The sequence below is a fragment of the Methylobacterium sp. E-012 genome, from assembly GCF_057836545.1.
Genome location: NZ_JBYQEY010000001.1, coordinates 4,232,469 through 4,256,137, shown reverse-complemented (window position 1 = coordinate 4,256,137; position 23,669 = coordinate 4,232,469). Strand labels below are relative to the sequence as shown.

The following is a 23,669-nucleotide window of genomic DNA, read 5'->3' as shown; positions in this document are numbered from 1 at the left end:
AATTATATCACCAGCCATCGAGCGTGAGGGAATGTGCAGGTTGATCGGTGCCCTCGACGGGCGACGGCCCGTCTGCGCGTCGATCACGCCGATGCGAATGCCCCGATCGCGGCGGTGGCCGTGTCGACACCGCCGCGATCGGCGGCTTGGATGGCGGGCTCGGCGTCGGGGCTTTGCCCTGACCGACCGGCCCGCCCGGGGGAGGGGGGTGACGGGCTCCGGGGCTGAACCGGCTGTCGCTTCGGGGGCGCGCGTTCTGATGGATCCCGGCCGGTTCGACGCGCGCCGCCGTCACGGAGGCAGGCTTTCATCCGGCGGGCGGTGATTGCGGGCCGGTCAAGACGCTGGCGCGCAGGGCCGGCCGCAGGGGCCCGGGAGAAGATACAGAGTGTCTCCTCGACGCGCCGGCCGCAGGCCCGCTTCCGCGACGAGCCGCCCCCCGCTCTTTTGAGGACTATCCGGGCATGATAACCCAACGCCCGGATCTCACGCGCGCGCGTCCCATCGCGGCGCGGCACGCACAACACGGGTGGATGGCGATCCATCCGAGGCCCGATGGCGCACGGTGAGGCGCGGGACATGACGAAAGCGACAGCACGTGATTGCCGCCCCAAAAGACCCTGACCCTCTCGCCGGCCGGCGCTTCTCCGTCGCCCCGATGATGCACTGGACGGATCGCCACTGTCGGGCGTTCCACAGGACACTCTCGACGCGGGCGCGGCTCTACACTGAGATGGTGACAACGGGGGCGGTGCTGCACGGTCCGCGCGAGCGCCTGCTCGGCTTCTCGGAGGTCGAGCACCCGGTCGCCGTCCAGCTCGGCGGCTCGGACCCGGCAGAGCTGGCGCGGGCCGCGCGGATCGCTGCGGAATTCGGCTACGACGAGGTCAACCTCAATGTCGGCTGCCCCTCGGACCGGGTGCAGGACGGCCGCTTCGGCGCCTGCCTCATGCGCGAGCCGGCCCTGGTCGCCGATTGCGTGGCCGCCATGAAGGCGGCGGTCGCCGTGCCGGTGACGGTCAAGTGCCGCATCGGGGTCGACGATCAGGATCCCGAGGCGGCCCTCGACGCCCTGGCCGACGCGGTGGTGGCCGCGGGCGTCGACGGGGTGATCGTCCATGCCCGCAAGGCCTGGCTCCAGGGCCTCTCACCCAAGGAGAACCGGGACGTGCCGCCGCTCGATTACGGCCGGGCGGCACGGCTAAAGCAGCGGCTGCCGGGCCTGCCGCTCGCGGTGAATGGCGGCCTGCGCGATCTCGACGCCGCCCAAGCCCGCCTCGCCGAGGTCGACGGCGTCATGGTCGGCCGCGCCGCCTATGCCGAGCCGGCCCTGCTTCTGGGCGTGGATCCCGCGCTGTTCGGAACCCCCGCACCGGCCCCCGACGCCTTCGCGGCGGTCGAGGCGTTCGAGCCGTATGTCGCCGCGATCCTGGCCGGCGGGGAGCGCCTCCACGCGGTGACCCGGCACATGCTCGGGCTATTCAACGGCCAGCCCGGCGCCCGGGCCTACAGGCGCCACCTCTCGACCCACGGGCTGCGGCCCGAGGCCGGGCTTTCGACCCTGCGCGAGGCCGTGGCGCTGGTCTCCCGGGAGGTGCCCGCGGCGCGGGCGGCCTGAGCCGAAGGCCCGTCAGGGCGGGCTCAGGATCAGGCGGTCGCCACGGACCGCATAGCCCGACAGGCGTTGCAGGAAGCTCTGTCCGAGTAGATTGGCCGACAGCGCGCCGGGCTTGACCACCATGGCGTTCAGCCGCCGCTCCATGATCGGACCGATGCTGAGCGAGTCGAGCTGGACCGGCGCCGCGTAGGCGATGCCGTTGGCCGTGGACACGCGCGCCGTGAACGCCGCGGCGGCGGGTGCGAGGCCGAGGGCGGCGGCGTTCTCGGCGGTCAGGACGACGCTGCTCGCACCCGTATCGAACAGGAACGCTTGCGGTCGGCCGTTCACCTCGGCCTCGACCCGGAATTCGCCATCCGCCCGCCGGACGATCGTGACGGCACCGTCAGGGCCCGGGATCGCGGTTCCGGGCCGCACCGCACCGACCACCCGGGCGCCGAGGCCCCGGATCCGATCCCGCTCGCCGTAGCCGATGACCAGGGCGAGGCCGATCAGCGCCCAGGCGAGGAGCGCGCGCAGGTTCGCGCCGAGCGAGGCGGTGAACGTCCGCCAGAACCCGGCCACCACCAGGATGAGGATCATCCCGGTCCAGGCGAGGCTCGCGAGCTGGTCCTGCCCGATCAGGCCGCCGACGCTGTCGCTGCCGTCGCTGAGCACGAGGGCGGCGAGGACCAGCGCGAGGGCGGCGAGCCCGATAAGGATCATGACGGCAGCGCCACCTCCGGCGGCGTCAGGTGGGCCGCGCGCATCCGGGCGCCGAGCCCGGCCATGACGGTGCGGCGCTGCGGCTCCGACATTCTGCCCCAGGCGGCGATCTCGTCGCGGGTCCGGCCGCAGCCGCGACACAGCCCGGTGACGGGTTCGAGCACGCAGACCCCGGTGCAGGGGGAGGAGAGTTTTTGCGCGGGCGGCATCCGAAAACCCTGGCCGGCGGATCGTGGCCAGGTCATGACCGATCAGGGCGCCGCGGCCGGGGCGTCACCCCGCCGCCGCCGCGACCAGGGCCAGCAGGGCGGCGATCTCGGAGACCTGCTGGCAGGCCCCGATCACGTCCCCCGTCTGGCCGCCGATCTTTTTCCGCGCCAGCCGCGTCAGGCCCAGGGCCGCGAGGCCCGCGCACGGGATCATCAGCGCGATGCCGCCGAAGGGCAGGCCGAGGGGAACGGCGGCGAGCGCCAGACCCGCGCCAAGGCCGAGGGCGGTGGCGAGGCTCGCCCGATCCGGGCGTCCGACCGAGGCGGAGAGCCCCCCCGGGCGTGCGGGCTCCAGCAGCACCATCGGGGCCAGGGCGGCGACCCGCGACACAGCGGCGGCGAGCCCGAGCGCGGTGGCGGCCGCGTAGCCGGTGCGGTCGAGGAGCGTCGCCAGGGCGCCGATGCGCAGGGCCAACGCCAGCACCAGCGCCGCGCCGCCATAGGCGCCGATGCGGCTGTCGCGCATGATCTCCAGGCGGCGCTCCCGGGTCGTGCCGCCGCCGAAACCGTCCGCCACGTCGGCGAGGCCGTCCTCGTGGAGGGCCCCCGTGGCCACCACCAGGACCGCGACGGCAAGCGTCGCCGCCAGGAACGGCCCGAGCCCGATCCACCAACCCGCCGCCAGCACCAGGGCGGCCGGCAGGGCGACGATCACGCCGGCCAGGGGCAGCATCCGCGGCAGGCGGGTGAAATCCGGACTGCGATGCGGATCCGGCTCCCCGGGCAGTTGCGGCACGGGCAGGCGGGAGTAGAACCGCACGCACCCGGCGAGGTCGTACAGGGCGCCGCGCCCGGGCCAGTCGGCCTCGCCGCCGGTCTGCCTGTCCATCGCGGTCTCCCGCACCGCCCGCCGGTGGCGCGGGCCGGCCCGGTATACCCGCCCCGATCCGGCTCCGTCTGCCCGCGCCCACAGGAAATCATCGCCGCCATGACCGAGGCCAACCCGTTCGACGATATTCGCAACCTGCTGCGGGCGATGCCCGGACCCGATCAGGAGGCGCAGGACGCCGTCGCCGCAAGGGACGCCACCCTGACCAAACCCGCGGGCTCCCTCGGGCGGCTGGAGAGCCTCGTGTCCTGGCTGGCAGCCTGGCAGGGCAAGGCGCCGCCGAGCCTCGACCGCCCCCTGGTCTGCGTCTTCGCCGGCAGCCACGGGGTGACGCGGCGGGGCGTCTCGGCTTTCCCGGACGCGGTCAACCGGCAGATGCTCGACAATTTCGCGGCGGGCGGAGCCGCGATCAACCAGATCTGCGCGGCCTACGGGCTCGGCTTCAAGGTGTTCGACCTCGCCCTCGACCTGCCGACCGGCGACATTACCGAAGGGCCGGCCCTCGACGAGCGCGCCACCGTCGCCACCATGGCGTTCGGCATGGAGGCGGTGGCCGCGGGCACCGACTGCCTCGGCATCGGCGAGATGGGCATCGGCAACACCACGGTGGCCGCCGCCCTCTATGCCGCCCTGTTCGGCGGCGATCCCGCCCACTGGGTCGGGCACGGCACGGGCGTGGACCGGGAGGGCTTAAGCCGGAAGGTCGCGGCCGTGGAGGCGGCGCTCGCCCACCATGCCGGCCATCTCGGCGATCCGCTCCAGGTGCTCGCCCGCCTCGGCGGCCGGGAGATCGCCGCCATGGTGGGGGCGATCCTGGCGGCCCGGCTGCAGCGGATCCCGGTGGTGATCGACGGCTACGTGGCGACCGCAGCGGCGGCCGTGCTGCACGCCGCCGACCCGTCCGCCCTCGACCATTGCCTCGCCGGCCACGTCTCGGCGGAGGGCGTCCATGCGGAGGTTCTGGAGCGGCTCAGCCTCGTGCCGCTGCTGGCGCTCGGCATGCGGCTCGGCGAGGCCTCCGGTGCCGCCATGGCGATGGGCATGCTCAAGGGGGCGCTGGCCTGCCACACCGGCATGGCGACCTTCGCGCAAGCGGGGGTGTCCGGGAAGGGGGCGGCTCCCACGGGCTGACCCGTCGGGGTTTCACCCCGACACCCCACCAAAGGGACACGTCCCTTTGGAATCCCCGATCATACCGGCGGCCGTAGACACGGACTCTTCCAGCGTTCGGCCGTCGGCAAGCGCGAACGCGCGTCGCCGCCCATGCGGCGGTTCGCCCACGAGGCGTCAGCCTCATGGGCCACTGTTATCAGCCGGTCTTCTCGATGTTCCAGAAGAACTGGACGGGGGCCATGACCATGCCCTTGAGCTTGGTGCTGACGGCCATCGGCTGCTGCACGAGGCCCGCCGGGGCGTAGGGGACGACCTCGAAGGCGCGCGCCTCGATGCGCGCGGCCAGCGCCTTCTGCTGCGCCTCGTCCCCCGTGGCGATCCATTCGCTCCGCAGCGATTCCAGCGTCGGGTCGTCCGGCCAGCCGAACCAGGCGGCCGGACCGTTGGCCCGGATCAGCGGGTGCAGGGCCGGGTTCAGCACGTCCGCCCCCGACCACAGGGTGTGGAAGACCGACCAGCCGCCGGCATCGACGGGCCCGCGGTTGCCGCGGCGGGCGATGAAGCTGCCCCAGTCGGTCGAGACCAGGTCGACGTTCATCCCGAGCTGCTTGAGCAGGTCCTGGGTCACCAGCGACTGGTTGTAGGCGATCGGCTGGTCGGCCGGGGCGAGCAGCACGATCGTCTCGCCCTTGTAGCCGGCCTTGGCCAGCATCGCCTTGGCCTTGGCGAGGTCCTCCTGCATGGCGGCGCCCCCGCCGGCGCCGGTCGACATCGGCGAGCCTGGCGTGAAGAAGGTCTTGGCCTCCCGGTAGTAGTCCGGGTCGCCCACCACCGCCTGCATGTAGTCGTCCTGCTTCATGGCCATCATCACGGCCCGGCGGATCTCGGGATTGTTGAACGGCGGCTGCGTGTGGTTGAACCGCATCAGCAGGATCAGCCCGAGCGGCACGTTGCGGATCTCGATCCCCGGCTTGCCCTTGAGCACGGGGATCAGGTCGATCGCCGGCTGCTCGTACCAGTCGACCGCCCCCTGGATCATCGCGCCGACCGCCGCTGAGGCCTCGGTGATGGCGAGCCACTCGATCCGGTCGACCTTGGCGACCTTGCCGCCGGCCGCCCAGGACGGCGCCTCCTCCCGGGGCCGGTAGCCGGCATGGCGGATGTAGATCGCGTTCTGGCCCGGGATCCATTCCCGCGCCTCGAAGCGCCAGGGCCCGGAGCCCATGGCGTCGGCGATCGGCTTGGACGCGTCCTGCAGGGCGATGCGCTCCGGCATGATGAAGGGCACGTTGGACGACAGCTTGCCCAAAGCCGCCGGGAGCAGGGGGAACGGCCGCTTCAGACTGATGGTGAAGGTCCGCGCGTCCGCCTGGCCGTATTCCGCCACGAAGCCCGCGAGCGTCTGCCCGAACGCGTCCCGCTTGGACCAGCGCGCTATGGACGCGATGCAGTCCTTGGCCTCGACGGGGGTGCCGTCGTGGAAGCTGAGGCCGTCCCGGAGATGGAACGTCCAGCGCAGGCCGTCGGGCGCGGTCTGCCAGTCGCTCACCATCTGCGGCTGGATCCGGAAGTTCTCGTCCGTGGCGAATAACGTGTCGTAGACGAGGTAGCCGTGGTTGCGGATGACGTAGCTCGTGGCGACGATCGGATCGAGGGACGGCAGGGGCGTCGACGGGATGAAGCGCAGCACGCTGCCGCCGGGCTGGGCCCGGGCGACGTACGGGCGGCCGAGGCCGGCGGCGGCCGCGCAGGCGGTCCCGGCCAGAAGCTGGCGGCGGTCGAGCGTCATCGCGGGCACCCTTTCCGGATCGAGCCCCGACGCCCGATCGATTTTATACAATTTCAACACCCGACTGCTGCCGTCAAGGGTCCCGCGGCGCTTCCGGGACGGATGGGGAGCGAACCATGAAGAACCGGACCATCGCAAGTTCGATCGGGTTCGAGATCCGGCGGCGCATCCTCGATGGGCGCTATCCGGCCGGGTCGCAGCTCCGCCAGGACGGCCTCGCGTCGGAGTTCGGCGCCAGCCGGATCCCGGTCCGGGAAGCCCTGTTCCAGCTCGAGGCTGAGGGCCTCGTGCGGATCCACCCGCACCGGGGTGCGACGGTGGCCCCGCTCTCGCCGGCCGACGCGGCCGAAGCCCTCGAACTCCGGGGCGTTCTCGAACCACGCCTCCTCGCCCTGTCGACGCCCCGGCTGACCGGGGGCGACTTCGATCGGGCGGACGCCCTGCTGGAGGACTTCGCGGCGGCGCTGCGCGACGGGGCGACTGCGCGCTGGGGCACCCTCAACACGGAGTTGCACCTGCTCCTGTACAGCCGGGCCGACCGCCCCCGCACCCTCGGGATCGTCGGCGCGCTGCTGGCGGAGTACGACCGCTACACCCGCCTGCAGCTCTCCACCGATGCGGCGGAGCTGGAGCGAGCGGACCGCGAGCATCGGGAGATCGTCCGGCTGTGCCGGAACGGTCACGCCTCGGCCGCCTGTGCCCTCCTGGCCGACCATATCGACCACGTCGCCGCCTCGCTGATGGCCTTTCTGGGCACGGCGCCAAAGCCATAGATCCCGCGGTTGATTGTATAAAATCCTTGCCCGAATCGCCCGCTGCTGCCATGGGGAGACGCGCCGTCCCGCGAGGCCGCCAGGCCGGCGGGGACGATCCCCCTCCCAGCAGACGAGCCGGCGATGGCCTCCGACCGACAGATCTTCTCCGGCACGATCCCGGCCCTGATGACGCCCTGCCGGCCGGACCGCACGCCCGATCTCGACGCCCTCGCCCGGAAGGGGCGGGACCTCGTCGATGCCGGGATGTCGGCGGTGGTCTATTGCGGCTCGATGGGCGATTGGCCGCTGCTGACCGACGCGGAGCGGATGGCGGGCGTCGAGCGGCTGCTGGCGGCCGGCGTCCCGGTGATCGTCGGGACCGGCGCGCAGAACCCGAAGCGGGCAGCGGCGCTCGCGGCCCACGCCAAGGCGGCCGGGGCGCAGGGCCTGATGATCATCCCGCGGGTCCTGTCGCGCGGCAGCTCGGCGGCGGCGCAGGAGGCCCATTTCGCCGGCATCCTGGAGGCGGCCGTCGACCTGCCGTCGGTGATCTACAACAGCCCCTATTACGGCTTTGAGACCCGGGCGGAACTGTTCTTCCGCCTGCGCGACCGGTACCCGCACCTCGTCGGGTTCAAGGAGTTCGGCGGCGCCCAGGCGCTCACCTACGCGGCCGAGCACATCACCGGCCAGGCGCCCGACATCACCCTGATGGTCGGGGTGGATACGCAGGTGGTGCACGGCTACGTCAATTGCGGCGCCCGGGGCGCCATCACGGGCATCGGCAACGTCCTGCCGCGGGAGGTGCTGCACCTCGTCGCCCTGTGCGAGAAGGCGGCCGCCGGCGACGTCCTGGCCCGGCGGCGGGCGGAGGAGCTCGACGCCGCCCTCGCGATCCTGTCGAGCTTCGACGAGGGGACCGACCTCGTCCTGTACTACAAGCACCTGATGGTGCTGGAGGGGAACGCGGAATACGCGCTCCACTTCAACGCCTCCGACGCGTTGAGCGCCGGGCAGCGCTACTACGCGGAGAATCAGTTGCGGATCTTAAAGGCGTGGTACGCGCGGTGGTCGGAGGAGAGCGGCCAGGACTGACCTTCGCCGCAGCGGCCCTCCTCGGCCGTGGGGGGCGGGGCGGGGCACGCCCCGGGACACAGCGCCTTTGCGCGGGACGGCCGGTCGGCGCTATTGCGAGTGCGAGATCGGTCCCAGCCCGCGAACCCCGCCCATGAAGATCACCCAAGCCTTCACCTTCGAGGCGGCCCACCGCCTGCCGAACGTGCCCGAGACCCATCGCTGCCACCGGATGCACGGGCATTCCTACCGGGTCGAGCTGACCGTGGCCGGGCCGGTCGATCCCCACACGGGCTGGGTGATCGACTTCTACGAGATCGAGTCGATCTTCGGCCCGCTGCTCGCCCGGCTCGACCACCATTGCCTCAACGAGATCGAGGGCCTGGAGAATCCCACCGCCGAGATCATCGCGGCCTGGATCTGGCATCGCCTGCGACCGGACCTGCCGGGCCTCGCCCGGGTGCGGGTCGCGGAGACCCCGATGTCCTGGGCGGAATACGATGGCGACTGAGACCGTGAGACCGGGTGACCACTCAGCGCTTGTGCTGTTCTCCGGCGGCCAGGATTCGGCGACCTGCCTCGCCTGGGCGCTGGACCGGTTCGACCACGTCGAGACGCTGGGCTTCGACTACGGCCAGCGCCACCGGGTCGAGCTCGACCGCCGGGCCACGCTCCGGGACGGGATGGGTCGCATCGATACGGCCTGGGCCTCACGCCTCGGCGACGACCACACGATCGCCCTCGACGCCCTGGGCAAAATCTCCGAGACGGCGCTGACCCGGGATGCGGCGATCGGTTACGAAGCGTCGGGCCTGCCCAACACCTTCGTGCCCGGGCGCAACATCGTGTTCCTGACCTTCGCGGCGGCGCTCGCCTACCGGCGGGGCCTGCGCCACGTGGTCGGCGGCATGTGCGAGACCGACTATTCCGGCTATCCCGATTGTCGCGACGACACGATCAAGGCGCTGCAGGTGGCGCTGAACCTCGGCATGGACCGCCGCTTCGTGCTGCACACACCGCTGATGTGGCTCGACAAGGCGCAGACCTGGAGCCTTGCCGAGACCCTGGGGGGGGCGGCGCTGGTCGACCTGATCGTCGAGGAGAGCCACACCTGCTATCTCGGCGCGCGCGGACAGCGGCATCCCTGGGGCTACGGCTGCGGCACCTGCCCGGCCTGCCAGCTGCGGGCGGCGGGCTACGCGCGCTTCATGGCGTCCTGAGCCCATCGACCAGCACCGCCAGCGTCCCCCGGAAGGCGTCGGGACTCGCGAACAGGCGCTCCATCAGCAGCGCCCCCTCCAGGGTGGCGATGACGTAGCGGGCGAGCGCCGCCGGATCCGCGCCCGCGCGCACGCTTCCCGCCGCCTGGCCCTCCCGCAGGACCGCCTCCAGCCAGGCGAGGTGATCCGCGAAGAAGGCCGCGATGTCCCGGCGGAGGCGCTCGGGCAGGGCCTCGCCCTCGATGGCGAGCGCCGCGCACAGGCAGCCGAGCCCCTGCTCGACCCCGCCGAGATAGAGTTTGCCGTAGGCCTCCACCCGGCCCGGCCCGTCCGGACCGTCGGCGCGGATCACCGCCAGGGCGGCGGCGTAGCGGGCCGCGTAGGCCGCCACCAGGGCGGCCCCGAGATCGACCTTGGTGGGGAAGTGGTGGTGGATGCTCGCCTTGCGGATGCCCACCGCCTCCGCGAGGTCGGCATAGCTGAACCCGGCATAGCCGCGCCCCCGGACCAGGGTCTCGGCCTGCATCAGCAGCTCGGCGCGGGTGTCTCGCATCGCCTAAACCGTCTCGTCCGGCTCGCGCGAACGTGTCACCGTCCGGCGTCCGTTCCCCTGTCTGCCACTTGACCGCCCAAAGATCTACCTACTTAATGGTAGACAACAAGATCGGGAGGATTCGGCATGACGGCGTCCGCCGTCCAACCGTGGGAATCCGTCGTCGCCGGCCGTCGCACCGTGTCGCGGCGCGGCGCGCTGTTCGGCGGCTTGTGCCTCTGCTGCCTGCCGACCCTCGGTCGCGCCGCCGAATCCGTCACGATGGCGGAGGTCGGGCCGGGCATCTTCATGCGCAAGGGCCTGATCGCCGACGCCACCGCCGAGAATGCCGACGCCATCGCCAATATCGGCTTCGTCATCGGCCGGGACGGCGTGCTGGTCACCGAATCCGGCGGCAGCCTCGCCGACGGCCAATGGTTGCGCGCCGAGATCGCCAAACGCACCCCCAAGCCGATCACCCACGTGGTGCTGACCCATGTCCACCCGGACCATGTCTTCGGGGCGGGGGCGTTCGTGCAGGACAAGCCGGTCTTCATCGGCCACGCCAAGCTCACCGAGGCGCTCTCGGCCCGGGGGGAATTCTACCGCAAGCGCCTGAGCGATCTCCTCGGCGAAGACCGGACCGGGCCGGTGGTCTACCCGACGATGACCGTGGCCGACACGGCCGAGATCGACCTCGGCGACCGCCGTCTGACCTTCACGGCGCACGGCCCGGCCCACACCACCTCGGACCTGTCGATGATCGACTCGGGCAGCGGCCTGCTGTTTCCCGCCGACCTGCTGTTCGTGAACCGCATCCCCTCCCTCGACGGCAGCCTGAAGGGCTGGCTGAAGGAGGCCGAGCGCCTAAAGGCCATGGGTCCCGCCCGGGCGGTGCCGGGCCACGGGCCGGTGACGGTGGATCTCGCCCCGGCGCTCGCCGACCTCACCGGCTACCTGACGGCGCTGCGCGACGGCACCCGCGCGGCGATCGCCAAGGACGTGTCGATCGAGAAGGCGGTCGACAGCGTCGCGAAGGGTCAGCGGGACAAGTGGGCGCTGTTCGACACCTACAACGGCCGCAACGTCACCGTAGCCTACCAAGAACTCGAGTGGGACTAAGTTTCCGGACCGCCCTATCGTAACCAGACGGGAGACACGCCATGACCTCCAGGATCAACAGGACCGTTCTCGCCCTCGGGCTCGCCCTCGCGGCGACCGCCGTGACCGGGCCGCTCGCCGGCGCCGCGCGGGCCGCGGGCGCCTCCGACACGGATCAGGAGCGGGCCGCCCGCTGGCACGAGATCGCCACGTCGATCTTCGGCGACCGCGCGATCACGCCGACCGACAGCCTTGTGAAGATCGATGCACCCGTGCGCGCCCTCGACGCCGCCCTGGTGCCGATCACCCTGACCATGCCCAAGGACGGGCAGATCAAGGCGGTGTCGCTGATCATCGACGACAACCCGGCGCCCTACGCGGCCCGGTTCGCGTTCGGCCCGGCCGCCGACCCGGCGGAGCTGAAGCTGCGCGTGCGGGTCAACAACTACACCGACATGCACGCCGTGGTGGAGACGCAGGACGGCAAGCTCTACGAGGCCAAGCAGTTCGTGAAGGCGTCCGGCGGCTGCTCGGCCCCGATGGGCATGAGCGACGAGGAGGCCATGAAGGGTATGGGCGACATGCGCATGAAGTTCGCCGACGCCCAGCCCGGCCAGCCCGTGGAGGCGACGCTGATGGTCCGCCACCCGAACTTCTCCGGCATGCAGATGAACCAGGTCACCCGGGACTTCACGCCGGCCCGCTACATCGACAAGATCGTCGTCTCGGCCGGCGACCAGACGGTCTTCACCCTGACGGGCGACATCTCGATCTCCTCGAACCCGGTGATCAACTTCGCGTTCAAGCCGGACGGCAAGCCGATCCAGGTGGCGGCCTCCGACAACCAGGGCGGGCACTGGCAGCACAGCTTCACCCCGCCGAGCCCGACGAACTGAGCGATGCGGACCGCAGGCCCGATCGTCCGGATCGCAGCGGCCCTGGCGGCGCTCGGCGGCCTCGCCGCCGCGCCGGCCGATTCCCCCGTCAACGTCCCGGAGCCGGAGGGGCTCTATGCCGGTCCACCGAAGGGCTATACGCCGCCGACCCTGACGGGCGCGGCGGTGGTCGACGCCGGCGCCGTCGCCGCCCTGCTGGCGGGGCCGGACAAGCCGGTGCTGATCGACGTGGCGGCGCCGGACCGCAAGCCGTCGAACTTCCCCGCCGGCCGCCTCTGGCTGCCGGTGCACCCCTCGATCCCGGGCGCGGTCTGGCTGCCCGAGGCCGGGGCCGAACCCCTGGCGCCCGAGCGCGAGGCGCTGTTCTACGCGCGCGTCGCCGCGCTGACCGGCAACGACAGGGCCAAGCCCGTCGTGGTCTTCTGCCATGTGGAGTGCTGGGGCAGCTGGAACGCCGCCAAGCGGCTGGTGCGCAAGGGCTATACCGGCATCCGCTGGTTCCCCGAAGGCGTCGAGGGCTGGCAGGACAAGCATGAGACCGCGGCCTTGCGCGTCGATCCGGCCTGGCAGGCGGGGACCGAGCCGCAGGCGGGGCGCTGACCCGGGGGGCAGGGCGGTGTAAGAAGCGCGACGAGGCCTGACACGCGCGTCTCCTTCCCCCCTCTGCGGGGGAGGGAGACGCGCGGATACCGAAAGGGATCTGAACCATGTCGCAGGTCGTGCAGTCCCGCCGGCTCCGGGCGATCGATATCGGCAAGCGCAAGGCCGAGGGGCGCAAGATCATCGCGCTCACCGCCTATCACGCCCACACGGCCGGCATCGTCGACCCCTATTGCGATTTCATCCTGGTGGGCGATTCCCTCGGCATGGTCATGCACGGGATGGAATCGACCATTCCCGTGACCCTGGAGATGATGATCCTCCAGGCCCAGGCGGTGATCCGCGGCACCGAGAAGGCGCTCGTCGTGGTCGACATGCCGTTCGGCTCCTACGAGGCGAGCCGGGAGCAGGCCTTCCTCAACGCCGCCCGGGTGCTGAAGGAGACCGGCGCCGGGGCGATCAAGATGGAGGGCGGCGCCCATTTCGCCGAGACCGTGGCGTTCCTAGTCCAGCGCGGCGTGCCGGTGATGGGCCATATCGGGCTCACCCCCCAGGCGGTGAACACGATGGGCGGCTTCAAGGTCCAGGGCCGCGCCCCCGACGACGAGCGTCGCCTCCTGGAGGACGCAAGGGCGATCTCCGAAGCCGGGGCCTTCGCGATCGTGCTGGAGGGCATCGTCGAGCCGGTGGCGCGCGCCATCGCGACATCGCCCCGCGTCACGGCGGCCACGATCGGCATCGGCGCCTCGGCGGTCTGCGACGGGCAGATCCTGGTGCTGGAGGACATGCTCGGCCTGTCCGAGCGCACGCCGAAATTCGTGCGCCAGTTCGGCAGCCTGCGCGGCCATATCGAGGAGGCCGTGAAGGCCTATGCCGAGGAGGTCCGGGCCGGGCGCTTCCCGGCCGAGGACCACACCTACGGGTAGGAGCGCCGTCAACCCCGCGGCAGCGGCCGGGCCGGGTTGCCGACGACGGTCGCGCCCGCTGGCACGTCGCGGGTGACGACGGCGCCCGCGCCGATGATGGCGTCGTCGCCCACCGTGACGCCGGGCAGGATCAGCGCGCCGCCGCCGATCCAGACATTCGCCCCGACCACGATGGGCCGACCGGATTCGACACCCGCCCGGCGCAGCGCCGGATCGCGCGGATGGTCGGCGGTCAGGAACTGCACCCCGGGGCCGACCTGGGTGAGGTCGCCGATCGACACGGGGGCAACGTCGAGGATCACGCAGTTGAAGTTGAGGAACACCCCGTCGCCGATCGCGATGTGCTGGCCGTAATCGCAGAAGAACGGCGGCCGGATTACCGCGTCCGCGCCGACATGGGCGAGGAGTTCGCGCAGGAGGACGCGCCGCTCGTCGGGGGAGGCGTCCAGGGTGGCGTTGTAGCGGACCATCCAGGCGCGGGCGCGCCGCGCGTCGGCGGCGAGCTCCGGGTCGCCGGGCCGGTAGGGCTCGCCGGACAGCATTTTTTGCTTTTCGGTTTTGGTCGTCATGCGGTTTCTCCTGCGGTGCCGGGCGGGGGCCAATCCTGTGCCTGCTTGATGGCCTCGGCCTGCCGAAGGCCACGGCGACACATTGCAGGGGCGTTGAGAGCGACCGTTGATGACCATACGGAATTTCCGTATCGTCTCGCTCGATGACGGCCGACCGGTTCGCTCCCATTAAGGATGCGAGCAATCGCAGGAAGCACAAGCTGTCCCTGGCGTTTGGCGACCGGATCTTCGAGGACGGTGATCATCTGCTCATCCCCTCCATTCGGGAGATCGACGGAGAGGGACGGTTCAAGGTGGTCGGGCTGGTGGAGGGGACGCTGTTCACCGGCGTTTTCGTCTGGCGGGCGGACCGGGCCCGTTTCATCTCGGTGAGAAGGAGCAACACGGGTGAAGAGCGAGCCTATCGCGCTGCCGGCTGATCCGGCGGACGCCGAGGATTTCGATACGACGGCCGAGGCGCTGGACCGCGGTCAGCGTGCCCGCCTGATCCGCAGGACGCGCACCGGGCTCGGCCTGTCGCAATCCGAGTTCGCCAGCCGCTTCCGGGTTCCGATCGGCACACTGCGCGATTGGGAGCAGGCGCGGACCGCCGCCCCGGATTTCGCCATCGCCTACGTGCGGGTGATCGGGCAGCATCCGGAGATGGTGGCGAAAGCCGTCGCCTAGGCGATCATCGACCGGGTGCTCTCAGCCCGCAGCAGCCGAGCCCCATTACCCCACCCGCCGCAACGGCAGCCGCAGCCCCGGCGCGGGCCGCTCCAGAAGCACCTCCCGGCGGAACCGCACCAGCCGCGCCGGTCGGCCGGCGGCGCCGCTGGTGACGCTCTCGGTCTCCTCCACCAGCCCCTGCTGCGCCACGAGCCGGCGAAAATTCTGCTTGTGCAGCTGCGTCCCCGACAGGGCCTCGACGGTCTTCTGGAGCTGGAGCAGGGTGAATTCCGGCGGCATCAGCTCGAACACCACCGGGCGGTACTTGATCTTGCCCCGCAGCCGGCCGATCGCCGTGGCGAGCACCCGGCGGTGGTCGAAGGCCATGGGCACGCCGGCCGGGTCGTTCGGGAGCGCCGGGCCGGCATTGCCGCCGGCCTCCGGGATCAGCCCGGCCTCGAACAGCAATTCGTAGCGCTCCAGCACGCGCTCCTCGTTCCAGGTGCCGCCGTTCATGCCGAAGGTCAGGCCCAGGCGGTCGAGGCGGCGGGTCCGGGTGGCGCGGTCCTCGGGCTCCCCCGCCCAGGCGGAGAGCCGTTCCGCGATGGCGTCGAGCTGGGGCGGACGACCGTTGCGGAAATCCTCGTAGGGCAGGTAGCGGTACCAGTTCTGCCAGGCCGCCTCGGCGAGGCCGGCCGGGCGCTCCTCGCGGACCAGGGCGAGGTAGGCCACCGAGAGGGAGTGCACCTCCGCCATGTCCGAGGCCCCGGAACGGTCGCGGTCGCCGAAGGTGTAGAGCTGCTCCACGTAGCCGAGGCGCTGGTGCGTCTGCCGCTCCACCCAGGCGCGCAGGCCCCGCTCCAGGGTGGCGTGCTCGGGAACCAGCGGACCGGCCGGCAGGCCGTCGCCGCGGCCGGGCGCCTGGTCGGGCACCCGGATCGTGAGGGCGCGCGGCTCCCCCCCGGTCGCGGCGACGATCACCGCGACGAGGCCTACGGAGGAGCGCTCCGGCGGGGCCTGCGCCCCGCGCGCACCCGTCTGCGCCGCGGCACCCTTCATCGTCCCTCGACCGCCTCTCCCCGCCGATCCGCCCTAAGATCTTGATCCACCGCGCGCGCGTCCGCCGACCGGCATCCGCTCCGGCGGCGCGCGCTCTATAGGGGGGCAGGATCGCCGCGCGTCAACGCCGCCGTTGACCGCGCGGCACCGGCGCACGGGACACGCTTGCCAAGCCGGCGGGGGCTGCCCAAACAGGGCCGCCCGGGACGGGCCGGCGCGGGGCCGGCCGGGGCGGGGGCCGAGCGACAGCGATGCCAGAGAGCGCGAACGCCGCACCGACCGGGGGCCGCGCGGTCGACCTGCGGCTCTACGGTCTCCTCGATGTCGGAATCTGCGGCGGCGACGGCGACAGGCTGGGGCGGCTCGGGGCCGAGGCGGTGGCGGGGGGCTGCACCCTGCTCCAGTACCGCGAGAAGGACATCCCGGACGCCCGCGCCGCCCTGGCGCGGATCCGGGCGATTCGGGAGGCGGTGGGCGGACGGGTGCCGGTGCTGGTCAACGACCGGGTCGACTTCGCCCTCGCCGCGGGGGCGGAGGGCGTGCATCTCGGCCAGGGCGACCTCCATCCGGCCGAGGCCCGCCGTCTCCTGGGGCCGGACGCGATCATCGGCCTCACCGTGAAGACGGCGGCCCAGGCCGACGAGCTGTACCGGCTGCCCGTGGATTACGCCTGCATCGGCGGCGTGTTCGCCACCACGAGCAAGGACAATCCCGACCCGCCAGTGGGCCTCGACGGCTTTTCCAGCATCGCCTTCCGGGCGCGCCTCGCCCGGGGCGCGGGCCTGCCCCTCGGCGCCATCGCGGGGATCGGCCTGGAGAACGCCGCCGCCGTGATCGCCGCCGGGGCGGACGGCGTCGCGGTGATCACCGCCCTGTTCGGGGCGGAGCCGGTGCGCCCGCGCGCCCGGGACCTGCGCGCCCGGATCGACGCCGCCCTGGCGGAGCGGACGCGATGAGCGGCCCGATGAGCCGCGGCCCGGTGCCGATCGCCGTGACCATCGCGGGCTCGGATTCCGGCGGCGGCGCCGGCATCCAGGCCGACCTCAAGACCTTCTCGGCGCTCGGCGTCTACGGCGCCAGCGTGATCACGGCGCTGACCGCGCAGAACACCCTCGGCGTCCAGGGCATCCACGACGTGCCGGCGGCGTTCGTGGCCCGGCAGATCGACAGCGTGTTCTCCGACCTCGCGGTGCGCGCCGTGAAGATCGGCATGCTGTCCCGGCCCGCGGTGATCGAAGCGGTGGCCGAGGGTCTCGCGCGCCACGCCGGGGCGATTCCCGTCGTCCTCGACCCCGTGATGGTCGCCACCAGCGGCGACCGGCTGATCGCCGACGACGCCGTGGCGGCGCTCCGGGACCGGCTGATGGCACGGGCCGACCTGATCACCCCCAACCTGCCGGAGGCCGCGGTGCTGCTCGGCGAGTCGGTCGCCGAGGATGACGCCGCGGCGGTGGCGCAGGCCCGGCGGCTCGTGGCGCTCGGCGCCCGGGCGGTGCTGATCAAGGGCGGCCACGGGACGGGGCGGGAGAGTATCGACCACCTCGTGACGGCGGACGGGACCCTGCGGACCCTGGCGGCGCCGCGGATCGCCACCGCCAACACCCACGGCACCGGCTGCACCCTCTCGGCCGCGGTGGCGGCGGGCCTCGCCCGGGGGCTGACCCTGCCGGAGGCGGTGGCCGGCGCCAAGGATTACCTCACGGCCGCGCTCGCCGCCGCGGACCGCCTGGGCGTCGGGGCGGGCCACGGGCCGGTCCACCACTTCCACGCCCTCTGGCCGTAGACCGGGCGGGCAGCGGCGCTTTCCAGTGCGCCGAGCCCCCTCCGCCTTGCGCCCGGGCGGCGATTGCGTTTGAAGAAGCGCACGATCGTTCGGATAACGGAACGGCGCAGGCGGACCGGAGATCATGCAGGATCAGGCGGAACGGCCCGACCGGGGACGCGGGCGCGACCTGCTGACCGGGGCGCAGGTGCTCTCCGGCCAGCTCGGCAAGACGATCCAGCGCCTGCGCAAGGCCTACAACCTGTCGCTCTCGGAACTCGCCGAGCAATCGGGCGTGGCCAAGTCGATCATCAGCCAGATCGAGCGCAACGAGACCAACCCGACTCTGGCGACGATCTGGCGGCTCTCCCAGGCCCTCGACGTCTCGATCGAGCGGGTCCTGGCGGCGGGCGACGAGGAGCCGTTCATCGAGAAGACCTCCCGGGCGGACACGCCGATCCTGGTTTCCGAGGACGGGAAGGTACGGCTCGCGATCATCGGCTGGCTGAAGACGATCGAGTGGCTGCAATGGTACGAGGTCACGGCCGATCCCGGCGGGGTCCTCGATTCGGACCCGCACCAGCGCGGCTCGGTGGAATCGCTGTCGGTCGCCGAGGGGGCGTTCGAGGTGGAGATCGGCGGGGTCGTGCAGCGGGCCCGGGCCGGCGAGACCCTGCGCTACCGCTGCGACCGGCCCCACCTCGTGCGCTGCACCGACGGACCGGCCCGGGCCACCATGGTGGTGATCCTGAAGGCCGCCGTGATGGAGTGAGGAACCAAGCGGTCGTCTTGCGCGGACGCGCTGCCTGAAACAATCTCTAACGCCGAACGGGATCTATCAGAATCAGAGGCGGCTCGGTGGAGCGCATCAGGCGGTTGCTCTTCGACCATCCGCTCATGAAAGCACTCGGCCTCGGCCTGCTTGGTCTGGTTGGCACCGTGCTGTCGGGCGCCTACATCTTTGAGATCACGACGACACGCGACGGAGTACAGACTCTCGACTGGAGTGCAACGCCACACAGCCGCTCGTTCTAGCTGCTCCTGATCGTCCTCCTGGGCATGGGGTTATACGGGTGGGGCGCCGCCCGCTCTGAAAATCGGGTGCGTCGCGCGTTGAGCGAGACAGATGTCCTGGGCATTGCGTTGCAGGAACTGGTGGGGCCGATGATCGAAGCGGCAAAACGCGATATCCGAGACGGGAAGCTGCGCACGCTCGACGATATCAAGCGCATGTTCGGATCCGAGCCGGGGGATCGCCAGACATGAACGCAGTCTTCACCCAGCACGCCGTCGATCACATGCGCGCGCAGGGCCTCAAAACCGTCGATGTGGATCGGCTTCTTCAACGAGTCGAGCGTGTCGCGCAGGATCGCGAAACACTGACGCATTCGGACGATGTCGTTCGCCTGGGGATGCTCAGCGGCGAGGAGGCTTTCCTCGTTCGCGCCGGTGACATGAGAGCCGTCCTGGCGGTCACCCGCGACCGTCCGGAGCGGGTCGTCGTGGTCGGTGTGTATCGAGCCGACGAGACTCTGCCCGCGTTCGAACTTGAGCTGCGTAATTAGATCGGCATGGCTGGTAAGCAGGCGGTCTTCGTACGTCCCGCCACGCCGGCAGATTTGCACGTCCTGGTCGCGCTGAACGCTATCGTGCAGGCGCTGCACGTGCGGCTGGAGCCGGACGTCTTCAAAGCCGAGGTCGATGCGGCCGAGTTGCGGGCCTTCTTCGCGAGCCTCCTCGACAAGCCCGAGAACGACCTTCTGATCGCCGAGCAGTCCGCCGAGCCGGTTAGCTATCCCTGGTACGAGTTGCAGGAACGTCCGCCCACGGTGCTCACGCAGGCGCGCCGGCGCATCTACATCCAGCGCATCGCGGTCCGGGAACCCGCCCGCCGTGCCGGCGTGGCGACCGCGCTCCTGCGCGCGGTGGAAGCCGCGACCACGGCTCTGCAGGTGGATCGCCTTGTCCTCGACGCGTGGACGCGGAACGAAGAGGCCCTCCGCTTCTTCCAGGGGCGCGGCTTCCGGCCGTTCAACGTCGTGCTGGCCAAGGCGCTGCGGTAGAGCGCGCCTTCGCCGAGACAGGTCCGGCGTCGGCGAGGGCGCTCAGCCGCAGATCGTAGGGCGTGTCCGAAAGGGCCCCGCCCGTCCAATCCTCCACCTCATCCTGTGGCGCCGGAGCGCAGCGGAGGCCTCGAAGGAGCCCTCCCGCCGGCCGCGCGATCCCTGGAGGCCTCCTTCGAGGCCCGCTGGCGCGGGCACCTCAGGATGAGGGCGTGGACGGGACGTCATCCTTCCAGAGGCGCACCGTCTGACGATGCCAGAGCGTTTGCGGACGATGCGGCCTCACCGCCCCGTATTCACCCACCGCACCACGTCGGCCAGCACGGTGATCAGCGCCTGATCGAGGGCGTGGGCGCTGGTACCGGCATCGATCTTGGCCACGGGGACCCGGGCCGTGAAGATCCGGGCGGCGGTCACTTTGCCGGTGCCGTCGGCCACGAGCTTTAGCGACAGGTCGACCACCGCCTCCCCGGTCCCGGCCTGGACGTCGAAGGCGCGGATCTCGCTGATCAGCTGGTAATCGGCCACGACCTTGTCGCCGGGCCGGCTCACCGAGCGCAGCCGACCGGAATTCTCCAGGCTCTGAATGATCCGCGTCTGGATCAGGCGCGGCAGGCGGTCGGCCCATTGGCCGCCGCCCAGGAAGGAGAGGGCGCCGCCGGGTTCGCGCACGATGATCCGGTCGGCCTCGAAGGGCTGGATGCCCACCGGCTCCGAGACCGCGATCGAGCGGACGGCCGCGACCGGCCGCCCGGCTGCGGGCAGGGCCGCCAGGTCGAAGGTGAGGGGCGCGGCGCCGCCGCCGCAGCCGCCCAGCAGGGCAGCGAGCAGCGCAGCGGCGGCGATGTGGGACGAGCGGACCATACACGCAACCTGAAAAGCCCCACCGGCGAACGGCGGAGCTGTATAAGCTATGCGGTTAAAACTACGCCGCCGCGGCATCCGTGCCGTGCGACGGGACACATCGGCCCGGCGACCGGTGATTTCACCGGCCGCCGTTGTATTCCGGCAACGACGGCTTGCCGCCGAAGATCACCTGGCTCGGGTCGCGCTCCAGGCTGCGGACCGTGCGGTTGAGGGTGCTCAGGGTCCGCTGGCCGTCCCCGGACAGGGCCTCCACCTCCCGGCGGCCGGTGCCGCTGAGCCGGCCGAAATTGGTCGCGATGCTGGCGGTGCGCTTGTCGAGGTTCTCCGACATCACCCGGAAGGCCTTGCCGGCGTCGCGCACCGAGACCGCGGCGGCGCGGATCTCCGAGAAGGTGCTGGAGCCCTCCTGGCCCGAGGCCGAGCCGAGGAAGCCCTGGGCGCCGTTGAGCACCGCGTCGATCTTGTCGGCCGAGGCGTTGAGCTTGGCGGCGAGCGACCGGGCGTCGTGCAGGCTCCCCTCGATGTCGGGGCTGGCCTTGGACAGGGCCTCCGAGAAGCGGTCGGCGTTGTCGATCACGTGGCCGAGCTTGGCGCCGTCCACCGCCTTGACCAGGGCCGAGATGTTCGGCCCGGCATCGGCCAGCGTCTTGGAGAAGGTCTCGACGTTGGTAAGCGAGCGGTTGATCGCGCCCTCGTTGGCCGAGACCAGCCGGTCGAGGCGGGCCAGCATGTCGTCGGCCCGCTGCGCCACCTGGCGGGCGAGCGCCATCATGTCCTGCATGTCGGAGGAATCGGCGAAGATCGTCGGCGGCTCGCCGTTGGCCATCGGGGTCAGCGCCGGCGCATCGGCGTTGCCGCCCGAGAGGGAGATCACCGAGACGCCGGTGAGCATCGCGGAATCGAGGCGGGCGCGGGTATCGGCCCGCAGCGGCGTCGCGGGCTCGACCTTGATCTGGGCCAGAACCCGGCGCGGATCCTGCGGGGCGAGGCGGATATCGGTGACCTCGCCGACCTTGATGCCGTTGAAGTTCACGCTCGACCCGCGCGACAGTCCCCCGACCGAGCCGGAGAAGACGATCCGCACCGTCTGGCTGACCTGCCGCGACGAGCCGCCGGACAGCCACAGCACGGTGCCGAAGCCCGCCAGGATGACGGCGATGGTGAAGGCCCCGATGAGGGCGTAGTTCGCGCGGGTTTCCATGCGCTCAGCCTGTTCTTCTGCCTGGCGGACGGGACCCGTCCGGGCGTCGGGCCTCAACTCCCGGACAGGAGCGGGGCGGGATCGGGATGGGGAAGCGGTCAGGCATGGACCGCCGCACCGCCCGTGGCGATGGCCCGGGCGCGCTTGCCGTGGAAATAGGCGCGCAGCCAGGGATGGTCGCTCGCCAGCATCTCGTCGATGGTGCCGGCCGCGATGATCTGGCCGTCGCCGAGCGCCGCGATGCGGTCGCAGGCGGTGTAGAGGCTGTCGAGGTCGTGGGTGACCATGAAGACGGTGAGCCCCAGCGTCTCCTTCAGGGTCGAGACGAGGTCGTCGAACTCGCCCGCGCCGATCGGATCGAGGCCCGAGGTCGGCTCGTCCAGGAACAGGATCTCGGGGTCGAGCGCCAGGGAGCGGGCCAGAGCCGCGCGCTTGATCATGCCGCCCGACAGTTCCGAGGGCAGCTTGTCGGCGGCGTCGGGCTTCAGGCCGACCATCTCGATCTTGAGGCGGGCGAACTCGTCGAGCAGGCGCTCGGACAGGTTCAGGTGCTCGCGCATCGGCACCTGGATGTTCTGCTTGACGGTGAGCGACGAGAACAGGGCACCCTGCTGGAACAGAACGCCCCAGCGCTGCTCCATCCGCCGCCGCTCGGCGTAGGTCAGGTCGTCCACGTCCCGGCCGAACACCTCGATCGTGCCGGCCCGCTTCGGGTTGAGGCCCAGGATCGTCCGGGTCAGCACCGACTTGCCCTGGCCGGAGGGGCCGACGAAGCCCAGGATCTCCCCGGCCCGGATGTCGAGGTTCAGGCCTTTGAGGATGTCGCGGTCGCGGAAGCCGACCACGAGGTCGCGCACGCGGATGATCGGGGCGGGGGCGGTCATCGAGGCATCCATCGGGGCGGCCTCAGAAATCGATCGCGGCGAAGAACACCGCGAACAGGCCATCGAGGACGATGACCATGAAGATGGCCTTCACGACCGAGGCGGTGACGTGGCGTCCCAGCGACTCGGCCGAGCCCTCCACGGCGAAGCCCTCGATGGTCGCGATGATGCCGATGGTCAGCGCCATGAACGGCGCCTTGATCAGGCCGACCATCACGTGGTGGATGCCCACCGCCGCCTGGAGCCGGGCCAGGAACTGGTCGAGGGTCAGCCCGCCGTAGAGCATCGCGGTGAGGCCGCCGCCGGCGAGCGCCGCGATGTCGCCGATCAGCGTCAGCATCGGCAGGCCGATCATCAGGGCCAGCACCCGGGGCACGATCAGGATCTCGACCGGGTCGAGGCCCATGACGCGCAGCGCATCGACCTCCTCGCGCATGCGCATGGAGCCGATCTCGGCGGTGATCGCCGAGCCCGAGCGGCCGGCCACCATGATCGAGGTCAGGAGCACGCCGAGTTCGCGCAGGATCAGCAGGCCGATCAGGTTGACCACGAAGGTCTGGGCGCCGAAGCGCTGGAGCTGGAAGATGCCCTGCTGGGCGACGATGCCGCCCACCAGGAACGAGATCAGCACGATGATCGGCGTGCCGTTGAGGGCCACCTGCTCGATCTGGTTGACCAGGGCCGTGCCCCGGAAGGTGCCGGGCCGCAGGGCGACGCGGCCGCAGGCGGCGATCAGCTCGCCCAGGAAGGCGAGGGCGGTGACGAATTCCTGCCCCCCGCGCACGGTCCGGCGCCCGGTGGCATCGAGCCATCCCACGATCCGGCCGTGGCGCCGCGGCGGCGGCGCCTCGGGCTCGCGCAGGCGGACCTCGCCCAGCAGGGTGCGGTGCTCGGACCGCACGCCGAGATAGGTGAGGCCGCCCCCGGCCCGCTCGATCTCGGCGCGGGTGCGCTCCAGGACCCAGGCGCCCAGGGTGTCGAGGCGCTCGATCCCCGCCAGGTCGAGGGCCACAGGCCCGGCCCGGCCGGCCGCCGCGATGCGCGCGGCCGCGGCCTCGACGGCGGGCGCCTGGTCGGCGGTCCAGCGGCCGTCGAGCGCCAGCCGGCCGTCCGACGTCCGGTCCCGCACCGATGCGCCCGCCAAGGCGGCGGGAACAATGCCCTCGCTCAGCAAGACTTCACTCCTCGA

The 23,669-nt window shown here is 71.5% G+C and carries 30 protein-coding genes; 19 read left to right on the top strand and 11 right to left on the bottom strand.

All coding sequences use genetic code 11. The features are described 5' to 3' along the window. Window positions 1–601 precede the first annotated feature (601 nt). On the top strand, window positions 602–1,618 hold the full coding sequence (dusA, locus tag AC3IF1_RS20430) for a tRNA dihydrouridine(20/20a) synthase DusA (RefSeq protein ID WP_489220428.1): 1,017 nt from the start codon (window positions 602–604) through the stop codon (window positions 1,616–1,618). Between the two features lie 12 nt (window positions 1,619–1,630). Here the strand turns inward: dusA and AC3IF1_RS20425 are convergent, their stop codons facing one another. The 3 genes from AC3IF1_RS20425 to cobS all read right to left on the bottom strand — a co-directional run bounded on the left by AC3IF1_RS20425 (window position 1,631) and on the right by cobS (window position 3,421). Continuing rightward, the gene (locus AC3IF1_RS20425; protein ID WP_489219089.1) at window positions 1,631–2,323 is read right to left on the bottom strand and encodes a retropepsin-like aspartic protease family protein; all 693 of its coding nucleotides are present in this window, start codon (window positions 2,321–2,323) and stop codon (window positions 1,631–1,633) included. Further along, a complete protein-coding gene (locus tag AC3IF1_RS20420; RefSeq protein WP_489220427.1) occupies window positions 2,320–2,532 on the bottom strand; it encodes a DUF1289 domain-containing protein in 213 nt (70 codons plus the stop codon). Before AC3IF1_RS20420 ends, AC3IF1_RS20425 begins: the two co-directional genes overlap by 4 nt. Window positions 2,533–2,596: 64 nt before the next feature. Continuing rightward, window positions 2,597–3,421 (bottom strand): adenosylcobinamide-GDP ribazoletransferase, encoded by an 825-nt coding sequence (gene cobS / locus AC3IF1_RS20415; protein WP_489219088.1) that lies wholly within the window; start codon window positions 3,419–3,421, stop codon window positions 2,597–2,599. A 99-nt stretch (window positions 3,422–3,520) separates the two neighbouring features. Between cobS and cobT the strand changes: the two genes are divergently transcribed. Beyond that, window positions 3,521–4,552, top strand: a complete 1,032-nt coding sequence (cobT, locus tag AC3IF1_RS20410; RefSeq protein WP_489219086.1) for a nicotinate-nucleotide--dimethylbenzimidazole phosphoribosyltransferase — start codon at window positions 3,521–3,523, stop codon at window positions 4,550–4,552. Between the two features lie 178 nt (window positions 4,553–4,730). On the opposite strand, the gene AC3IF1_RS20405 is transcribed toward cobT, so the two are convergent. Continuing rightward, window positions 4,731–6,323, bottom strand: coding sequence for an ABC transporter substrate-binding protein (locus AC3IF1_RS20405; RefSeq protein ID WP_489219085.1), 1,593 nt, complete (start codon window positions 6,321–6,323; stop codon window positions 4,731–4,733). Between the two features lie 116 nt (window positions 6,324–6,439). On the opposite strand from AC3IF1_RS20405, the gene AC3IF1_RS20400 reads away from it, so the two are divergent. The 4 genes from AC3IF1_RS20400 (at window position 6,440) to queC (ending at window position 9,372) form a co-directional block, all read left to right on the top strand. Beyond that, window positions 6,440–7,096, top strand: coding sequence for a GntR family transcriptional regulator (locus AC3IF1_RS20400; protein WP_489219084.1), 657 nt, complete (start codon window positions 6,440–6,442; stop codon window positions 7,094–7,096). Window positions 7,097–7,219: 123 nt separating this feature from the next. Next, complete coding sequence (locus AC3IF1_RS20395; protein ID WP_489219083.1) at window positions 7,220–8,173, top strand: dihydrodipicolinate synthase family protein; 954 nt, start codon at window positions 7,220–7,222, stop codon at window positions 8,171–8,173. Between the two features lie 133 nt (window positions 8,174–8,306). Continuing rightward, window positions 8,307–8,663, top strand: coding sequence for a 6-carboxytetrahydropterin synthase QueD (queD, locus tag AC3IF1_RS20390; RefSeq protein WP_243967747.1), 357 nt, complete (start codon window positions 8,307–8,309; stop codon window positions 8,661–8,663). Continuing rightward, window positions 8,653–9,372 (top strand): 7-cyano-7-deazaguanine synthase QueC, encoded by a 720-nt coding sequence (queC, locus tag AC3IF1_RS20385; protein ID WP_243967748.1) that lies wholly within the window; start codon window positions 8,653–8,655, stop codon window positions 9,370–9,372. Before queD ends, queC begins: the two co-directional genes overlap by 11 nt. Here queC and AC3IF1_RS20380 read toward each other — a convergent pair. Further along, the gene (locus AC3IF1_RS20380) at window positions 9,359–9,925 is read right to left on the bottom strand and encodes a TetR/AcrR family transcriptional regulator (RefSeq protein ID WP_489219082.1); all 567 of its coding nucleotides are present in this window, start codon (window positions 9,923–9,925) and stop codon (window positions 9,359–9,361) included. The genes queC and AC3IF1_RS20380 overlap by 14 nt on opposite strands. Before the next feature lie 126 nt (window positions 9,926–10,051). Here AC3IF1_RS20380 and AC3IF1_RS20375 point away from each other — a divergent pair, with 126 nt between their 5' ends. From AC3IF1_RS20375 to panB, 4 genes are all read left to right on the top strand, one after another. Next, window positions 10,052–11,026, top strand: a complete 975-nt coding sequence (locus AC3IF1_RS20375) for a quinoprotein relay system zinc metallohydrolase 2 (RefSeq protein WP_489219081.1) — start codon at window positions 10,052–10,054, stop codon at window positions 11,024–11,026. A gap of 41 nt (window positions 11,027–11,067) precedes the next feature. After that, window positions 11,068–11,901, top strand: coding sequence for a quinoprotein dehydrogenase-associated SoxYZ-like carrier (locus tag AC3IF1_RS20370; protein ID WP_243967750.1), 834 nt, complete (start codon window positions 11,068–11,070; stop codon window positions 11,899–11,901). Window positions 11,902–11,904: 3 nt separating this feature from the next. Continuing rightward, window positions 11,905–12,501 (top strand): rhodanese-like domain-containing protein, encoded by a 597-nt coding sequence (locus tag AC3IF1_RS20365; protein WP_489219080.1) that lies wholly within the window; start codon window positions 11,905–11,907, stop codon window positions 12,499–12,501. 107 nt (window positions 12,502–12,608) lie between these two features. Then, on the top strand, window positions 12,609–13,427 hold the full coding sequence (panB, locus tag AC3IF1_RS20360; protein WP_243967752.1) for a 3-methyl-2-oxobutanoate hydroxymethyltransferase: 819 nt from the start codon (window positions 12,609–12,611) through the stop codon (window positions 13,425–13,427). An 8-nt stretch (window positions 13,428–13,435) separates the two neighbouring features. Here the strand turns inward: panB and AC3IF1_RS20355 are convergent, their stop codons facing one another. Beyond that, window positions 13,436–13,996, bottom strand: a complete 561-nt coding sequence (locus AC3IF1_RS20355) for a sugar O-acetyltransferase (RefSeq protein ID WP_489219078.1) — start codon at window positions 13,994–13,996, stop codon at window positions 13,436–13,438. A gap of 143 nt (window positions 13,997–14,139) precedes the next feature. Between AC3IF1_RS20355 and AC3IF1_RS20350 the strand changes: the two genes are divergently transcribed. Further along, entirely contained in the window at window positions 14,140–14,415 is a 276-nt protein-coding gene (locus tag AC3IF1_RS20350) for a BrnT family toxin (RefSeq protein ID WP_489219077.1), read from the top strand. Then, a complete protein-coding gene (locus tag AC3IF1_RS20345; RefSeq protein ID WP_243967756.1) occupies window positions 14,384–14,662 on the top strand; it encodes a helix-turn-helix domain-containing protein in 279 nt (92 codons plus the stop codon). Before AC3IF1_RS20350 ends, AC3IF1_RS20345 begins: the two co-directional genes overlap by 32 nt. Window positions 14,663–14,707: 45 nt before the next feature. On the opposite strand, the gene AC3IF1_RS20340 is transcribed toward AC3IF1_RS20345, so the two are convergent. Continuing rightward, complete coding sequence (locus AC3IF1_RS20340) at window positions 14,708–15,703, bottom strand: NUDIX hydrolase (RefSeq protein ID WP_243967757.1); 996 nt, start codon at window positions 15,701–15,703, stop codon at window positions 14,708–14,710. Window positions 15,704–15,954: 251 nt separating this feature from the next. Between AC3IF1_RS20340 and AC3IF1_RS20335 the strand changes: the two genes are divergently transcribed. The 7 genes from AC3IF1_RS20335 to AC3IF1_RS20305 all read left to right on the top strand — a co-directional run bounded on the left by AC3IF1_RS20335 (window position 15,955) and on the right by AC3IF1_RS20305 (window position 19,528). Next, a complete protein-coding gene (locus tag AC3IF1_RS20335) occupies window positions 15,955–16,659 on the top strand; it encodes a thiamine phosphate synthase (protein WP_489219076.1) in 705 nt (234 codons plus the stop codon). Continuing rightward, window positions 16,656–17,486: a bifunctional hydroxymethylpyrimidine kinase/phosphomethylpyrimidine kinase gene (gene thiD / locus AC3IF1_RS20330; protein WP_489219075.1), complete on the top strand. Its 831-nt coding sequence runs from the start codon at window positions 16,656–16,658 to the stop codon at window positions 17,484–17,486. Before AC3IF1_RS20335 ends, thiD begins: the two co-directional genes overlap by 4 nt. 124 nt (window positions 17,487–17,610) lie before the next feature. Then, window positions 17,611–18,237, top strand: coding sequence for a helix-turn-helix domain-containing protein (locus AC3IF1_RS20325; RefSeq protein WP_489219073.1), 627 nt, complete (start codon window positions 17,611–17,613; stop codon window positions 18,235–18,237). 86 nt (window positions 18,238–18,323) lie between these two features. After that, a complete protein-coding gene (locus AC3IF1_RS20320) occupies window positions 18,324–18,500 on the top strand; it encodes a hypothetical protein (protein WP_243967761.1) in 177 nt (58 codons plus the stop codon). A 78-nt stretch (window positions 18,501–18,578) separates the two neighbouring features. Further along, on the top strand, window positions 18,579–18,731 hold the full coding sequence (locus tag AC3IF1_RS20315) for a hypothetical protein (protein ID WP_243967763.1): 153 nt from the start codon (window positions 18,579–18,581) through the stop codon (window positions 18,729–18,731). After that, the gene (locus tag AC3IF1_RS20310; protein ID WP_489219072.1) at window positions 18,728–19,030 is read left to right on the top strand and encodes a hypothetical protein; all 303 of its coding nucleotides are present in this window, start codon (window positions 18,728–18,730) and stop codon (window positions 19,028–19,030) included. Before AC3IF1_RS20315 ends, AC3IF1_RS20310 begins: the two co-directional genes overlap by 4 nt. 6 nt (window positions 19,031–19,036) lie before the next feature. Further along, window positions 19,037–19,528 (top strand): GNAT family N-acetyltransferase, encoded by a 492-nt coding sequence (locus AC3IF1_RS20305; protein ID WP_489219071.1) that lies wholly within the window; start codon window positions 19,037–19,039, stop codon window positions 19,526–19,528. Window positions 19,529–19,810: 282 nt separating this feature from the next. On the opposite strand, the gene AC3IF1_RS20300 is transcribed toward AC3IF1_RS20305, so the two are convergent. The 4 genes from AC3IF1_RS20300 to AC3IF1_RS20285 all read right to left on the bottom strand — a co-directional run bounded on the left by AC3IF1_RS20300 (window position 19,811) and on the right by AC3IF1_RS20285 (window position 23,639). Further along, on the bottom strand, window positions 19,811–20,392 hold the full coding sequence (locus AC3IF1_RS20300; protein WP_489219070.1) for an ABC-type transport auxiliary lipoprotein family protein: 582 nt from the start codon (window positions 20,390–20,392) through the stop codon (window positions 19,811–19,813). 121 nt (window positions 20,393–20,513) lie between these two features. Continuing rightward, a complete protein-coding gene (locus AC3IF1_RS20295; RefSeq protein ID WP_243967768.1) occupies window positions 20,514–21,596 on the bottom strand; it encodes an MlaD family protein in 1,083 nt (360 codons plus the stop codon). 98 nt (window positions 21,597–21,694) lie between these two features. Next, on the bottom strand, window positions 21,695–22,480 hold the full coding sequence (locus tag AC3IF1_RS20290; RefSeq protein WP_489219069.1) for an ABC transporter ATP-binding protein: 786 nt from the start codon (window positions 22,478–22,480) through the stop codon (window positions 21,695–21,697). Window positions 22,481–22,502: 22 nt separating this feature from the next. Beyond that, a complete protein-coding gene (locus tag AC3IF1_RS20285; RefSeq protein WP_409564796.1) occupies window positions 22,503–23,639 on the bottom strand; it encodes an ABC transporter permease in 1,137 nt (378 codons plus the stop codon). Window positions 23,640–23,669 lie beyond the last annotated feature (30 nt).

What these genes read in the sequence shown, in the direction of transcription:
- AC3IF1_RS20425 (WP_489219089.1), bottom strand. Translation starts at nt 2,323, where the DNA reads ATGATCCTTATCGGGCTCGCCGCCCTCGCGCTGGTCCTCGCCGCCCTC.
- AC3IF1_RS20420 (WP_489220427.1), bottom strand. Translation starts at nt 2,532, where the DNA reads ATGCCGCCCGCGCAAAAACTCTCCTCCCCCTGCACCGGGGTCTGCGTG.
- cobS (WP_489219088.1), bottom strand. Translation starts at nt 3,421, where the DNA reads ATGGACAGGCAGACCGGCGGCGAGGCCGACTGGCCCGGGCGCGGCGCC.
- cobT (WP_489219086.1), top strand. Translation starts at nt 3,521, where the DNA reads ATGACCGAGGCCAACCCGTTCGACGATATTCGCAACCTGCTGCGGGCG.
- AC3IF1_RS20405 (WP_489219085.1), bottom strand. Translation starts at nt 6,323, where the DNA reads ATGACGCTCGACCGCCGCCAGCTTCTGGCCGGGACCGCCTGCGCGGCC.
- AC3IF1_RS20400 (WP_489219084.1), top strand. Translation starts at nt 6,440, where the DNA reads ATGAAGAACCGGACCATCGCAAGTTCGATCGGGTTCGAGATCCGGCGG.
- AC3IF1_RS20395 (WP_489219083.1), top strand. Translation starts at nt 7,220, where the DNA reads ATGGCCTCCGACCGACAGATCTTCTCCGGCACGATCCCGGCCCTGATG.
- queD (WP_243967747.1), top strand. Translation starts at nt 8,307, where the DNA reads ATGAAGATCACCCAAGCCTTCACCTTCGAGGCGGCCCACCGCCTGCCG.
- queC (WP_243967748.1), top strand. Translation starts at nt 8,653, where the DNA reads ATGGCGACTGAGACCGTGAGACCGGGTGACCACTCAGCGCTTGTGCTG.
- AC3IF1_RS20380 (WP_489219082.1), bottom strand. Translation starts at nt 9,925, where the DNA reads ATGCGAGACACCCGCGCCGAGCTGCTGATGCAGGCCGAGACCCTGGTC.
- AC3IF1_RS20375 (WP_489219081.1), top strand. Translation starts at nt 10,052, where the DNA reads ATGACGGCGTCCGCCGTCCAACCGTGGGAATCCGTCGTCGCCGGCCGT.
- AC3IF1_RS20370 (WP_243967750.1), top strand. Translation starts at nt 11,068, where the DNA reads ATGACCTCCAGGATCAACAGGACCGTTCTCGCCCTCGGGCTCGCCCTC.
- AC3IF1_RS20365 (WP_489219080.1), top strand. Translation starts at nt 11,905, where the DNA reads ATGCGGACCGCAGGCCCGATCGTCCGGATCGCAGCGGCCCTGGCGGCG.
- panB (WP_243967752.1), top strand. Translation starts at nt 12,609, where the DNA reads ATGTCGCAGGTCGTGCAGTCCCGCCGGCTCCGGGCGATCGATATCGGC.
- AC3IF1_RS20355 (WP_489219078.1), bottom strand. Translation starts at nt 13,996, where the DNA reads ATGACGACCAAAACCGAAAAGCAAAAAATGCTGTCCGGCGAGCCCTAC.
- AC3IF1_RS20350 (WP_489219077.1), top strand. Translation starts at nt 14,140, where the DNA reads ATGACGGCCGACCGGTTCGCTCCCATTAAGGATGCGAGCAATCGCAGG.
- AC3IF1_RS20340 (WP_243967757.1), bottom strand. Translation starts at nt 15,703, where the DNA reads ATGAAGGGTGCCGCGGCGCAGACGGGTGCGCGCGGGGCGCAGGCCCCG.
- AC3IF1_RS20335 (WP_489219076.1), top strand. Translation starts at nt 15,955, where the DNA reads ATGCCAGAGAGCGCGAACGCCGCACCGACCGGGGGCCGCGCGGTCGAC.
- thiD (WP_489219075.1), top strand. Translation starts at nt 16,656, where the DNA reads ATGAGCGGCCCGATGAGCCGCGGCCCGGTGCCGATCGCCGTGACCATC.
- AC3IF1_RS20325 (WP_489219073.1), top strand. Translation starts at nt 17,611, where the DNA reads ATGCAGGATCAGGCGGAACGGCCCGACCGGGGACGCGGGCGCGACCTG.
- AC3IF1_RS20310 (WP_489219072.1), top strand. Translation starts at nt 18,728, where the DNA reads ATGAACGCAGTCTTCACCCAGCACGCCGTCGATCACATGCGCGCGCAG.
- AC3IF1_RS20305 (WP_489219071.1), top strand. Translation starts at nt 19,037, where the DNA reads ATGGCTGGTAAGCAGGCGGTCTTCGTACGTCCCGCCACGCCGGCAGAT.
- AC3IF1_RS20300 (WP_489219070.1), bottom strand. Translation starts at nt 20,392, where the DNA reads ATGGTCCGCTCGTCCCACATCGCCGCCGCTGCGCTGCTCGCTGCCCTG.
- AC3IF1_RS20295 (WP_243967768.1), bottom strand. Translation starts at nt 21,596, where the DNA reads ATGGAAACCCGCGCGAACTACGCCCTCATCGGGGCCTTCACCATCGCC.
- AC3IF1_RS20290 (WP_489219069.1), bottom strand. Translation starts at nt 22,480, where the DNA reads ATGACCGCCCCCGCCCCGATCATCCGCGTGCGCGACCTCGTGGTCGGC.